12 protein-coding genes are annotated in these 12,690 nt (G+C 36.4%); 8 read left to right on the plus strand and 4 right to left on the minus strand.

The window, feature by feature from the left end; genetic code table 11:
• Nucleotides 1-20: 20 nt before the first annotated feature.
• On the minus strand, nucleotides 21-1,103 hold the full coding sequence (gene recF, locus ACUTSE_RS01910) for a DNA replication/repair protein RecF (RefSeq protein ID WP_445639014.1): 1,083 nt from the start codon (nucleotides 1,101-1,103) through the stop codon (nucleotides 21-23).
• A 134-nt stretch (nucleotides 1,104-1,237) separates the two neighbouring features.
• On the opposite strand from recF, the gene ACUTSE_RS01915 reads away from it, so the two are divergent.
• The 6 genes from ACUTSE_RS01915 to ACUTSE_RS01940 all read left to right on the plus strand — a co-directional run bounded on the left by ACUTSE_RS01915 (nucleotide 1,238) and on the right by ACUTSE_RS01940 (nucleotide 7,409).
• On the plus strand, nucleotides 1,238-2,026 hold the full coding sequence (locus ACUTSE_RS01915; protein WP_445639015.1) for a tetratricopeptide repeat protein: 789 nt from the start codon (nucleotides 1,238-1,240) through the stop codon (nucleotides 2,024-2,026).
• 1 nt (nucleotide 2,027) lies between these two features.
• Nucleotides 2,028-2,516 (plus strand): 6,7-dimethyl-8-ribityllumazine synthase, encoded by a 489-nt coding sequence (gene ribH, locus ACUTSE_RS01920; RefSeq protein WP_002990325.1) that lies wholly within the window; start codon nucleotides 2,028-2,030, stop codon nucleotides 2,514-2,516.
• A gap of 154 nt (nucleotides 2,517-2,670) precedes the next feature.
• The gene (gene mutL, locus ACUTSE_RS01925) at nucleotides 2,671-4,797 is read left to right on the plus strand and encodes a DNA mismatch repair endonuclease MutL (protein WP_445639016.1); all 2,127 of its coding nucleotides are present in this window, start codon (nucleotides 2,671-2,673) and stop codon (nucleotides 4,795-4,797) included.
• The gene (locus ACUTSE_RS01930; protein ID WP_002990327.1) at nucleotides 4,797-5,546 is read left to right on the plus strand and encodes a rhomboid family intramembrane serine protease; all 750 of its coding nucleotides are present in this window, start codon (nucleotides 4,797-4,799) and stop codon (nucleotides 5,544-5,546) included. Before mutL ends, ACUTSE_RS01930 begins: the two co-directional genes overlap by 1 nt.
• Nucleotide 5,547: 1 nt before the next feature.
• On the plus strand, nucleotides 5,548-6,372 hold the full coding sequence (locus ACUTSE_RS01935) for a rhomboid family intramembrane serine protease (protein ID WP_445639017.1): 825 nt from the start codon (nucleotides 5,548-5,550) through the stop codon (nucleotides 6,370-6,372).
• Nucleotides 6,373-6,374: 2 nt separating this feature from the next.
• Nucleotides 6,375-7,409, plus strand: a complete 1,035-nt coding sequence (locus ACUTSE_RS01940) for an endonuclease/exonuclease/phosphatase family protein (protein WP_259190845.1) — start codon at nucleotides 6,375-6,377, stop codon at nucleotides 7,407-7,409.
• Here ACUTSE_RS01940 and ACUTSE_RS01945 read toward each other — a convergent pair whose 3' ends face one another.
• Nucleotides 7,410-8,549 carry a multidrug effflux MFS transporter gene (locus ACUTSE_RS01945; protein ID WP_445639018.1) on the minus strand — a complete coding sequence of 380 codons (1,140 nt, stop codon included), beginning with the start codon at nucleotides 8,547-8,549 and terminating at the stop codon, nucleotides 7,410-7,412. It abuts the gene before it with no gap.
• 88 nt (nucleotides 8,550-8,637) lie between these two features.
• On the opposite strand from ACUTSE_RS01945, the gene ACUTSE_RS01950 reads away from it, so the two are divergent.
• Entirely contained in the window at nucleotides 8,638-9,411 is a 774-nt protein-coding gene (locus ACUTSE_RS01950; RefSeq protein ID WP_445639019.1) for an AraC family transcriptional regulator, read from the plus strand.
• Between the two features lie 220 nt (nucleotides 9,412-9,631).
• On the opposite strand, the gene ACUTSE_RS01955 is transcribed toward ACUTSE_RS01950, so the two are convergent.
• Both ACUTSE_RS01955 and ACUTSE_RS01960 read right to left on the minus strand, forming a co-directional pair.
• Nucleotides 9,632-10,807: an MFS transporter gene (locus tag ACUTSE_RS01955; RefSeq protein WP_445639020.1), complete on the minus strand. Its 1,176-nt coding sequence runs from the start codon at nucleotides 10,805-10,807 to the stop codon at nucleotides 9,632-9,634.
• A gap of 407 nt (nucleotides 10,808-11,214) precedes the next feature.
• Entirely contained in the window at nucleotides 11,215-11,703 is a 489-nt protein-coding gene (locus ACUTSE_RS01960; protein ID WP_445639021.1) for a GNAT family N-acetyltransferase, read from the minus strand.
• A 360-nt stretch (nucleotides 11,704-12,063) separates the two neighbouring features.
• On the opposite strand from ACUTSE_RS01960, the gene ACUTSE_RS01965 reads away from it, so the two are divergent.
• Nucleotides 12,064-12,627: a DUF1572 family protein gene (locus tag ACUTSE_RS01965; RefSeq protein WP_002990334.1), complete on the plus strand. Its 564-nt coding sequence runs from the start codon at nucleotides 12,064-12,066 to the stop codon at nucleotides 12,625-12,627.
• Nucleotides 12,628-12,690: the final 63 nt, after the last annotated feature.

The raw sequence follows: 12,690 nt of genomic DNA on the forward strand, positions 1-12,690 counted from the left end.
TATGAATTGAAAGCAGTTTGTTATTCTATGGTAAAGATTTTGAAATCTTGATTAATCGAATTTAAGAGTGATTCCGTTCGATCCAAATGGGTATCTGTAATAAACATTTGCCCAAAAGTATCTAAGTTAACCAGCTCTAAAATTTGACGTACTCGTAGTTCATCTAATTTGTCAAAGATATCGTCAAATAGCAAAATAGGCGGTATGTTATGCTGTTTCTTTAAAAAATCAAATTGAGCAAGTTTCAGGGCAATTAAAAAAGATTTCTGTTGTCCTTGCGAACCGAACTTTTTAATTGGACTTCCCTTGAGTAAAAAAACGAGATCATCTTTGTGTATCCCTACGGATGTATATTGCAACGCACGATCTTTTTGAATGTTTTGATCAAAAAGTTCTCGCATGCTATGATGTTCTAATTGTGATTCATATAGTAAATGTACATCATCTTTGTTTCCTGTAATCAATTGATGGTATTGATTAAAAATAGGAATAAACTCATGCAAAAAATCACGACGCGTTTCGTAAATCGGTTGGGCAATCGTTTCAATTTGCTCGTTGTAAATCTCCAGTGTATCTCGATCAAAGTAATTGTTGCTGACAAAACTTTTTAATAAAGCATTGCGTTGTGTAATCAATTTTTGATGTTGAATAAGCAATTGCAAATAATTGCTGTTCATCTGAGAAATAACACTATCTAAAAATTTGCGTCTCGTTTCACTTCCTTCAATAATCAAATCACTATCGGAAGGAGAGATAATCACGAGTGGAATAAAACCAAAGTGATCTGAAAAACGCTCGTAATTTTTATTGTTGCGTTTGAGTATTTTTTTTTGCCCTTTTTTTAAGCTACATAAAATGTGTTCACTTTGTTCATTTTTTTCAAACAGACCATCGATAACAAAGAAATCAGCCCCATGTTTGATATTCTGAACAGCAATAGGATTAAAATAACTACGGCCATAGGCAATATAATAGATTGCATCTAATATATTGGTTTTACCAACGCCATTTAATCCAATAAAACAGTTGATTTTAGCGTTAAATTCAAAAGATTTATCTTCAATATTTTTGAAATTGAGAAGATCTATTTTTTTTAAATACACGAGAATATAGGTGTTTTTAACGAGTGAGTGATAGTATTATCTAATTTGGTTGCAAATTATCAAAAATATTAATAGTAAGCACTTTTATATTACAATAAAAATCATATTTTTGCCTTTCATTAAACTTTTTATACATGGCAACTTATAATAAAAGAGGTTATAAAGCTCCAAAACCGGAAGACGAAACGGTAGATAACGAATTTGATCAGTATGGTTCAGTTGATACTTCTAAGAGTACTACGGCAGAGGTATTTAATTCCTTAGATCAAGGAGCAAATAAAATGGAAGGTTGGGTAGCGAGAAATCAAAAAGCAATTTTTGGTATCGTTGGAGCCATTGCTTTAGTGACTATTGGTTATGTTGGATATAATAAGTTTGTAGTTGAGCCTAAAAACGAAGAAGCAGCGAATGAGATGTTTCAGGCACAATCTTACTACAATGACGCTTTTACTAACGAGGCTGAAAGACAAAATTTATTGAACTTAGCCTTGAATGGTGGAGAAGGTAAATTAGGATTTTTAGGTATTATCGATAACTATAAAGGTACTGCATCTGCTAATTTAGCACATTATTATGCAGGAACAACTTACCTAAATCAAGGAGACTATAAAAAAGCAATTGAGCAATTAGAACAATATAAATTAGGATCAGAAGCGGTTATTGGTGCTTCAGCATTGGGTGCTATTGGAGATGCTTTCTCTGAATTAGGACAACATGCAGATGCATTTGAGTACTATAAAAAAGCAGCTGATCACAATAAAAATAGCTTCACTACACCTAGATTCTTATATAAAGCTGGACTTGCAGCTTTAGAAGATGGAAAAAAAGCAGAAGCTTTAAAAATGTTTAACGAGGTTAAGAATAACTATTCAACGGCTGCAGAAGCAACGTTAGTAGAGTCTTTAATCGGTCTTGCTCAATAATATGGCAACAGCGAATAAAAACTTATCGGCTTACGATAAAACAACATTACCTTCGGCAACAAATATGAAAGTGGGAATCGTCGTTTCAAATTGGAATGATACGATTACAGAAGGATTATTTGACGGTGCCAAAAGAACACTTTTAGATTGTGGTTTACAAGAAGAAGGGTTAATCCGTTGGGATGTACCAGGAAGCTTTGAATTAGTTTTCGGTGCAAAACGAATGATTGAACGCTTTGAAGACTTAGATGCAGTTATTGTAATTGGCTGTGTAATCAAAGGAGAAACCATGCACTTTGAATTTGTTTGTGAAGGTGTTACACACGGAATTAAAGATTTAAATTTAATAGCAGATATTCCTGTCATTTTTTGTGTACTTACAGATAACACAATAGAACAGTCACTCGCTCGAAGTGGTGGTGATATGGGGAATAAAGGGGTTGAGGCCGCGGTCACTGCCTTGAAAATGATTGCTTTAAATAATCTATAAAAGAAAAAAGATAAGCCTGTGTAAAAGCAGGCTTTTTTTTATCATACGAAATTGAAAAGTGAAAAAATAGTTAAGGAAGTAATTCCCCTATTTATTTAATTAAATTTGTATGGATAGAGTTCAACGTTTTAATCAAAAAAACTTCCTTTTTTAAATGTCTAATATTATTCGATTATTACCAGATCACGTAGCCAATCAAATTGCCGCAGGAGAAGTGGTGCAACGACCAGCTTCTGTTGTGAAGGAATTGATAGAAAATGCGGTGGATGCTGAGGCAACGGAAATCAAGTTGGTGCTAAAAGAAGCAGGAAAAACGTTGATCCAGGTAATTGATAATGGAAAGGGAATGAATGAAACAGATGCTAGAATGGCTTTTGAACGCCATGCTACATCTAAAATATCCAAAGCAGAAGATTTATTCGCCTTAAATACAAAAGGATTTAGAGGAGAAGCCTTAGCGTCAATCGCTGCTATTGCACACGTTGATCTAAAAACGTGTTTGCACAATAGCGAATTGGGAACGCACCTCGTGATTGAAGGATCGAAAGTAATGTCACAAGAAGTGGCAGTAACACCTCCAGGAACTGTGTTTTCAGTAAAAAATCTTTTCTTTAATATTCCTGCTCGTAGAAATTTCTTAAAGTCAGATAATGTTGAATTGCGCAATATTGTGGATGAATTTGAACGCATTACCTTGGTACATCCAGGTATTAGTTTTACCATGATTCACAATGGCAGTGAAGTATTCAACTTACCGAGTTCAAACTTGCGTCAGCGCATCGTTAACGTATTCGGAACAAGAACCAACGAAAAGTTAGTTCCAATTGAAGAAATTACGGAAATTGTAACCATCCGCGGATTCATAGGGAAACCAGAGTTTGCTAAAAAAAGCCGTGGAGAACAATTCTTTTTTGTCAATGATCGCTTTATTCGAAGTGGTTATTTGCATCATTCTGTTTTAGCTGCTTATGAAGGATTGCTGAAGGATGGTACACAACCGACTTATTTTATTTATTTGTCTGTACCGCCAGATTCGATTGATATCAACATCCATCCAACAAAAACAGAAATTAAGTTTGATGATGAACAAGCGCTTTATAGTATTTTGCGCTCCGCAATTAAACACAGCTTAGGACAGTTTAACGTAGCGCCTGTGCTCGATTTTCATCGAGATGAAGGATTAGATGTTCCTTATGAATTTAAAGACAGAGAAGCAGAAACACCTTTAATCGAAATCGACACACATTATAATCCGTTTAGCAATGAATTGCTAAATCCTGAAGAGGAGATTTTTAATCCTTTTAAACAAACACCAGTAAATACAACGAATGGTTTACCTTCGGATTTTGTAGCAAGGGGATTCAATCCCTTTGAAGAAAGTTCTTTTTTGCGAAAAGAGGAAGAACCTGAAGAACCGATAGCGCCAGATGAAGAGGAGGAAGCTGAGGTATTTGAAAGTAAATTGACCACGGCTAAATCAACGATTGACTTTTCTTCGTTTAAGCAAGAAGGAAGAAAAGCAGATGAAGCTGTTTTCTTTGCTAGCAAATCCAATAAAACAGAAATTAAAAAGTCTTCTGCAACAGAAGTAGGGGCTTGGCAAGAAGTTTTTGAGGGACTGAAGGGCAAAGGAAGTGATATTGATATTAGTGGCTTGACATTCGAAGAGGAAGAGGTAACGGGAAGTTTGTTTGACGAAAGTACAGAAACTACCTTGGCTTCTCGTACGTTTCAGATTCAACGAAAATATATTGTTAGCCCGATTAAATCTGGAATGGTGGTCATCAATCAAGGACGCGCACACCAGCGAATCCTCTATGAGAAATTCATCGGAAATATTGCTAAATCCAATGCCGTTTCTCAACAGCTACTCTTTCCCTTAACGCTATATTATGCTCCATATGAAGTGGTCTTGTTGAAAGAAATTCGACATTCACTAAAACAAATGGGCTTTGATTTTGAAGATATGGGAGAGGATCATGTAATTTTATCTGGATTACCTGTAAATGTAGCCGAAAGTGAAGCGCAAATTGTGTTAGACGATTTGATTATGAGCTTCCAAGAAGGAATTCCTGAAACAAACTACATTCAAACGGAACGCATTGCTAAAACATTGGCACAAAGTTTGGCTGTAAAATCAGGGACAATTTTAAATGAAACAGAACAAGAAGATATTGTGAATTCTTTATTTGGTTGTAAAGAGCCCAACATCTCACCATTTATGAAACCTACTTTTATTACCATGAAAGTAGAAGATATTGAACGAAAATTTATACTGTAATGAGAATATCAGAAGGAGTAAAACAGTTATTGATTATAAATATCCTATTTTTTATAGGGAGCATGTTCGTTCCTGCTACCTATGATTATTTAGCGATGTATTATTTTGACAATGCCAAGTTTCAAGTTTGGCAACCGCTGACGTATATGTTTATGCATGGTGGAATCATGCACATCTTTTTCAATATGTTCGCGTTATTCTCATTTGGATCAACCTTAGAAATGATTTTTGGAACGAAAAGACTATATGTCTTGTTTCTGATTTCAGGACTAGGTGCCGCTTTGCTACACATGGGAGTGAATTATTATTCCGTATCAAATGGCGTTAGTCAATTGGTTGCAGCAGGTTTCCCAGAATCTGAAGTCTATAACCTATTGAAAAGCGGTATGTATGATAGACGCTGGGAATCTCACCTTAGTTCGGCTGATTTTGGCGCAATGATTTCTGCCTTTAATACTCCTGTAGTAGGAGCTTCTGGAGCAGTGTATGGATTCTTAGTAGCCTTTGCTTATATGTTCCCTAATGCAGAATTGATGATGATGTTTATTCCCGTACCAATCAAAGCGAAATACTTTGTACCTGGAATCTTAGCGATTGACTTAATCGGTGGATTAACAGGTGGATTCAGTATTTTTGGTGGTGGAACAGGAATTGCACACTTCGCTCACGTAGGAGGTGCTTTAACAGGCTTCTTATTGGTGAGGTATTGGAAACAAAACCAGTTTAAACAAAACCGTTGGGATTTGTAACATGAAAGGATTTGAGGATTTAAAACGAAACATCAAATTAGGGGATAAGGTACAACTACTGATTATCCTCAATATTGTTGTCTTTATTTTGTTATACGGACTCTCTGTTGTTTCTTCAAGTGTGTACCACAGTGTGTTTCCGTATGTCGCTTTTGTAGCGGAGGGAGTTGCATCATTGGGGCGCTTTTGGACGTTTATTTCCTATTCTTTTGTACATGCTACGATTTGGCATCTACTCTTGAATATGATTATGCTGTTTTTTGTCAGTAATCTATTCTTTACGTTTTTTACCACTAGACAATTTTTATTTGTTTACCTAGCAGGAGCGTTAGGAGGAAGTATTTTATACTACATTAGTGCTCTTTTCTTCGCTATGGGTTCTGGCTTGGTTGGAGCCTCTGCTGCGGTTATGGCTCCACTTATTGCAGTGGCTAGTTTTGCTCCGCAGATGGAAGTGCGTTTAGCGTTGCTAGGGCGTATAAAAATGATTTATATAGCGGGGTTTATTATCCTTATTGATTTGTTTCAACTGTCTTCTAGCAATGTTGGAGGGCATTTAGCCCATCTTGGTGGTGCCTTAGTCGGCTTTGGATATATCTTCTTGCTGAAAAGAGGAACAGATCTAGCTAAACCAAGGAAGCGAACAGCAAAAAATAAATCGACGTTTAAGAAGGTTTATGTCAATAAAACAGTAGAGAAAAACGTTACTAAGGAAGAGACCTCACAAAAGGAAATTGATGCCATTTTGGATAAGATCAGTAGGTCGGGATATGAAAGTTTGAGTAAAGAAGAAAAGGATTTTCTTTTTCGTCAAGGAAATAAATAAGTATGAAGAAACTATCTTGGTTTAATAAAGTTATATTTTTCTTTAATGTTCTAGTTGCAATCGGAACATTATTGGGCTATGTATTGCCTTTTTTAGCACCCAAGTTGTTTCCATTGTTATCTGTTTTTACGCTGATTCTCCCTTCTCTTTTATTGCTGAATTTCTTCTTCTTACTGTATTGGGCCATTCAAGTAAAAAAACAGGTGGCATTATCTGTGGTAATTCTATTACTCGGCTTTACTTTTATTACGAAGTTTTATAAAATAACAGGAAAAGAAGAAGCTACGGAACCAGAAGATATTGTATTAATGACGTATAACGTTCGTTTGTTTAATTTGTTTAAGTGGATTCCCGATGAATTTGTTCCTCAGAAAATTAAGGAATTTGTCGATCTACAAGACCCTGATATTTTGTGTTTGCAAGAGTATTCCAAAAGTGCAGGATTGAACTTTAAGCAATATCCTTATAAATATGTGGTTTCTCACGGAGATAAGATTAAAACAGGACAAGCCATTTATTCTAAACATCGAATTATCGATAAAGGAGAAATTAATCTCCCTAATTCAAATAACAATGTCATTTTTGCGGATGTATTAATACAAGCAGATACCATTCGCGTTTATAGTATTCACTTGCAGTCAGTGAGTATTAGTCCTGATATTCACGAAAAGTTAGATGAGGAAAAATCAAAACGCATTTTCAAACGCATAGCGAGTGCCTTCAAGGAGCAACAAATGCAGTCTGAGTTGATTCAGTCGCACATGAAAGACGCCACGCACCGCAAAGTAATTTGCGGTGACATGAACAATAGCGCCTTTTCGTATGTATATAGCAATATTAAAGGGGAACTAAAAGATGCCTTCATTGAGGCAGGTAGTGGATTCGGAAAAAGCTACGATTTTCCGTATTATCCAATGCGTATAGATTATGTCTTCGTTGACCCAAGTATTCAAGTGAAGTCCTTTAAAACCTATAGTGATTTTAAAAATTCCGATCACTTTCCTATTGTTACGCGTTTAGCTTTAAACGAACGATAACTATTGACGTTGTTTGGGTAAAGTCAAGGCTAGAATAAAGGCAATACTCGAAAATAAAACCAATACCCATCCAAAGTGGTGAAGTAAACTACTGCTGTATAGCCCTAAACCAATCAAGATATAGTACAACAACCCGAATAAAGCTCCTGCGGATCCAATAGCGGTTTTGTAGGATATCAAAGCTTGACTTAAAATGTTGGGAATAGCAATACCAAATGCAGCTACAACCAATAAAACAGGAAGTAAAAACCACATCGAATGCAGTAAGAGGCAAACAGATAGTGCACTAACTAATGCTAATACAGCTGATGCAAGGATAAGCCTATTGCTAGAAACACCTTTGCTAATGCAAACCTTATTAAAGTAACTTCCCGCAAACGATCCTAAGGCTAACACAATACCACTATAGCCATAAACGGAAGCATCGTATCCATTAGACTCAAAGATAAATGGAGCAAACGAATAGTAGCTAAAGAGCAAGACATTGTAACTCATCACCAACAAAGCGTAACGCCAAATACGTAGATCTGTGTACATTTGTTTAGCGAGTTGAATAACAGTTTGAGCCGTAATTTTATCTTGGGTTTGTTTTGTTTCTGGTAGTTGAAAATAAGCTTTGACAACCAAAAATAAGGCGAGTATAGCAAGGAGAGCAAAAACGCCAACATGCCCAAATGTAGAAACGGTTATTCCACCTAATAATAATCCAATAACCGGACTGATGGATAACGCAATACCCATGATAGAAAATACCTTGCTCAGTTCTACGCCTGTATATACATCGCGCATCATGGTTTGGGTAATCACAGATCCTACAGCAATACCAAAGGCAGCGAGAATACGTGCAGCCAATACCAATTCGAAAGTTGGAGCGAGTAAAGCGAGTAAAGAAGCTACCATATAGGTGGTTAAGCCCCAAATCATCGCTTTTCTTCTTCCGATATAATCACTTTGAATTCCCCACCAAATTACACCTAGTGCAAAAGCAATAAAATAAGTGCTGATGGTAAGCAATGCTTGTGTATCGGTTACTTGATAAGATTGAGCAATATGGGGTAACGCTGGACTATAAATGGTTTCAACAAATTGCGGAAACATCATTAAGAGCACCATAAAGCTCAATTGTACTTTTGTTTTCATTTCTATTATTATTTCTGATGCAAAATTCCGATGAATTTCCCTTATCTTTATAACAGGATAAAAGCAAAAAATATCAAAAAACGGACAAATGGCGTATTTGAATAAAGAACAACAGCTGAATTTACTGCAAATTGACCAAGAAGTAATTGGGTTAGCTTCGGATTTAGTTCAACATGATTCGGGATTCCACCAACATCCAGAACATGCGCAAATTCTCTACGCTCCGAGTGGTTGTATGACCTTATTGACGCGTAATCGCCAAGTTATTTTGCCTCCTCAAAAATTGCTTTTTATTCCCGCAGAACTAGAACATCGGGTTACTTTTCGCAATGTTGTCGCCTATCGCTCGATTTACTTGGATATGCGCAAGCTTAAACTGGAGCACATGGACTTACAAGTACGAGTGGTATCTCCTTTATTAGCGGAGGTGATTGAACGTATTTGTTGGTGGGAGTGGGAGGGTGAACCGACACCAAAACAACAACATATTTTACGTGTGTTTTGGGATGAATTTGAAGAAGCAAAAGAAGAGTCATATGCATTGGAAATTCCTACGGATTATCGTTTGCAATCGTTCATGACGTCTTTTATGTTAGAAAAAAAAGTACCTCCTTTTTTACATGAATTTGCACAGTATGTAGGAGCGAGTGAAAAGACCATCACGCGTATATTCAAGCGAGAAACCAATATGACTTATCAAGCTTGGCGTCAGCAATGGCGTGTTTATCGTGCCATAGAACTCCTCGCAGAAAATACTAGTATATCCGAAGTTAGCCACCAATTGGAATTTTCTTCCGATAGCGCTTTTATTGAGTTCTTTAAAAACCATACGGGTACAACACCAGCGAAGTATTTTTTGTAGGTTATGAGTTAAGGGTGAGGCGATGAGAGGGTGAGGAGGTGAGATAGAAGATGAGGCGATGATGTAAAATCTCGTAGTGGCAAATGGCAATTTGCCAAGTAACTAGATAATTTGTTTGATTAAGAGTGAATCAAAATGAATCAAATTAAATCAAATCACAAACCTCACAAAAAAACAAACCTCACAAAGAGCAAAAAACAAACCTCACAAAAAGCCCCCCTTAGTTTGTTTTGAATTTTCTAGAAAACATATAGCATAAACTCAGTATAATAATAGCTGAACTGATATACATGATAGTTGGAATGTGCTCAAGATGATCTTTGTAGTACCAACCTGCAGCAAAGGCACCACCACCAATTCCCGCTTCTAAGGCGATATACATAGTAGAAACAGCTCTTCCTCTTTGATCAGGTGTACTGAAATCAATCGTCCAAGCATTTAAAGCTGGAGATAAAATCCCCAAGGCAATACCATACATGAAAGCACCTAAATACAAACCATTAACAGTTTGGAAGAAAGCAATGATGAGGAGTGAAATAAGCAATAAAACCAATCCGATATTAATGATGAGTACGCGCCCATATTGATCAGATACCTTCCCTGCAAAGAAACGTACCAATAGAGAGGATATCGTGAAAATCATAAAGAAGATTCCTTTGTTTTCCAATCCTAAGTGCCCCGTCCAATCTGGAATTAAAGTCAGGATTACCCCATAAGCAATATAGGATAGAAAGGTCACTAAAGCAGCTGGTAAAACATTGAAATCAAATAAATCTTTACGGGAAATTTTAAAGAGTGAAAAAGAAAATTTTTCTTTAACCTTTAATGTCTCCTTCATGTTGAGTAAGATGAGGATAGACAAGAGCGCAAATAAAGCAGAAGTATAAAACAAGAAGTTCATCGAAGTATAAATCTTGATGGTACTTCCAATTGCAGGACCAATGGCCATACCTGTACTGAAGCAAATGCCGTGTAATCCCAAGGCCTCACCCCAGCGTTCTTTTGGAACGATATCAGCTACATATGCTGCAGTGGCTGTGGGTTTAAATCCCGTTGAAAAACCGTGTAGTAATCGCAAAAACAAAAAACCAGAAACGGTAGTCAAAATAGGATAAAGCAAGCTACAGACAAAACAAACAATGGATCCAATAGCCATAATGGGTACTCGACCAATTTTATCCGTCAATTTTCCGCTGAAAGGTCTTGAAATTCCCGCTGTAATCGTAAACAATCCAATGATTAAACCTTTGTATTCTGCTCCACCTAAACTTGATAAATAATCAGGTAATTCAGGGATTAACATATTAAAACTAGCAGAAAATAACAAAGAACTTAAACAAACCAACATGAATTGCAGGTTGTATATGGGGTGTACGGAACGGGAGAGTAAAGACATAGTTGAATTCAATTGCTGCAAATTTATTGGAATAAATCGGGATGGGCAATTATTTTGATTGACGGTTTAGAGGTTTGTGCTTTGTGAGGTTTGCTCTTTGTGAGATTTATCGATTAAAGAAGAATCAATCATCATCATCTCGTAATCCGCATCCAGTATGTCACCCCGACGAAGGAGGGGTCGCATCCTCCGAATCCATAATAGGTTGTGAGGTTTGCTTATCATCTAACCCACTCTCCGTCCCATAATCCACGATCAGTATGTCACCCCGACGAAGGAGGGGCCGCATCCGTTACTTAACGTCTCGCTAATCTCGCTAATCTCACCAATCTATCTCATAGGTTTATATTTGTTTGCGTATTCGATGAATCTGCACTGCGTTCCGATTTCACCGCCTCATCCTTTTCCTACAGCAGAAATTCAAAATAACTCTTATTTCCCTCTTCTTTGACAAAAGTAAAGTTCATGCGTTCCATCATGCGTACTGATTTTTCATTAGCTGTTTGAGCAATCCCTACGATTCGTTGAATCTGCGGTTCTCTTTGTTTAATAAGCTCGATTAATCCCCAGGTTCCTTCTGTTCCATATCCTCCTTTCCAAAACGCTCGACCAATAGAAAAACCAATTTCGACAGAGGTTGCATCAAGTAGGGTATAAACAGCAGTTCCCATTAATTGATTCGTTTCGGTGTGTACAAAGGCACAACGAAATTTTTTTCCGCTCAGATTTTCTTGTTCGACTTGTTCTAAGTAGGTATCAATTTCATCTCGCGTTTCAAAGGGAGGAGTTGTTCTATATTGCATGGCATCTTTATCAGAGTAAATCTCAAATAAAGCCTCTTTATCTGCTGAGTCTAATAGGCGAAAAAATGTTCGCTCTAGTTCTAGTAGTATCATTTGAATGGGTGTTTCTTACAAAGTTCGGTATTTCTGAATGAAATTATTCGTTCGTGTTGCTCTTTATTTTGACTAGTTGTACCACGGATATAATAGCACGAATGAAAAGAAACATAAAAAAATGCCCTATACGAAATTTGGGGGGCGTATAGGGCAAAAGTAGTATGAAAAAAAGTTTCTAATAGAAATACAACTATTGTGCCAAATTTTTATTTGTAAGGAAAAAAGAAAAGTAAAAGGATGATTATCGCGTTTAAATTGCTGACTGGCGTTGGTATAAAAGAGGTCATTTTTTTGAGTAAATCGATGGATATTTTTATAAAATGAAGTACATTTAGAAAGAACAAAACCTAATAAAGCATGACTATACAAGAAGTACAAGGCATTCGCAAACAATTTGAGTATTATCGTACGTTAGCCGACAAAACGATATTACTCCTTTCTCAAGAAGAATTGAATTGGCAATACAATGAAGAAAGTAATTCTATTGCTATGTTGATGCGTCATATAACTGGAAATTTAGCCTCCCGTTTTACAAATTTTTTCACAGAAGATGGGGAAAAAGAATGGAGAGATCGCGATGGTGAATTTGCAACAGGCGTTTATAATAGACATGAGTTAATCACGAATTGGGATAAAAGCTGGACCATTTTGTTTACCGTTCTAGATTCGATTACTGCAGAAAATGTAGAAGCAGTGGTGAAAATCAGAAACCAAGATCATACCGTCGGAGAAGCATTATACCGTCAACTGGCTCATTATCCTTATCATATTGGCCAAATTGTATTTATTGGAAAACTCATCAAAAATGAAGCTTGGCAATCCCTGTCTATTCCCCGAAATAAATCCAAAGATTACAACCAAGAAAAATTTAATAATCCAAATGCTGACACGCATTTTACTGATGATTATTTAAAAAAATAAAAGGAAAAAAATAGAATTAGTTTTTTTGAGGATAATAAAATACGGAGGGTATAACCATATTTT

It is taken from the genome of Myroides sp. TSA_177.3, from assembly GCF_052691955.1.

What these genes read in the sequence shown, in the direction of transcription:
- ACUTSE_RS01950 (WP_445639019.1), top strand. Translation starts at nt 8,638, where the DNA reads ATGGCGTATTTGAATAAAGAACAACAGCTGAATTTACTGCAAATTGAC.
- ACUTSE_RS01945 (WP_445639018.1), bottom strand. Translation starts at nt 8,549, where the DNA reads ATGAAAACAAAAGTACAATTGAGCTTTATGGTGCTCTTAATGATGTTT.
- ACUTSE_RS01940 (WP_259190845.1), top strand. Translation starts at nt 6,375, where the DNA reads ATGAAGAAACTATCTTGGTTTAATAAAGTTATATTTTTCTTTAATGTT.
- ACUTSE_RS01935 (WP_445639017.1), top strand. Translation starts at nt 5,548, where the DNA reads ATGAAAGGATTTGAGGATTTAAAACGAAACATCAAATTAGGGGATAAG.
- ACUTSE_RS01915 (WP_445639015.1), top strand. Translation starts at nt 1,238, where the DNA reads ATGGCAACTTATAATAAAAGAGGTTATAAAGCTCCAAAACCGGAAGAC.
- ACUTSE_RS01965 (WP_002990334.1), top strand. Translation starts at nt 12,064, where the DNA reads ATGACTATACAAGAAGTACAAGGCATTCGCAAACAATTTGAGTATTAT.
- ribH (WP_002990325.1), top strand. Translation starts at nt 2,028, where the DNA reads ATGGCAACAGCGAATAAAAACTTATCGGCTTACGATAAAACAACATTA.
- ACUTSE_RS01960 (WP_445639021.1), bottom strand. Translation starts at nt 11,703, where the DNA reads ATGATACTACTAGAACTAGAGCGAACATTTTTTCGCCTATTAGACTCA.
- ACUTSE_RS01930 (WP_002990327.1), top strand. Translation starts at nt 4,797, where the DNA reads ATGAGAATATCAGAAGGAGTAAAACAGTTATTGATTATAAATATCCTA.
- mutL (WP_445639016.1), top strand. Translation starts at nt 2,671, where the DNA reads ATGTCTAATATTATTCGATTATTACCAGATCACGTAGCCAATCAAATT.
- ACUTSE_RS01955 (WP_445639020.1), bottom strand. Translation starts at nt 10,807, where the DNA reads ATGTCTTTACTCTCCCGTTCCGTACACCCCATATACAACCTGCAATTC.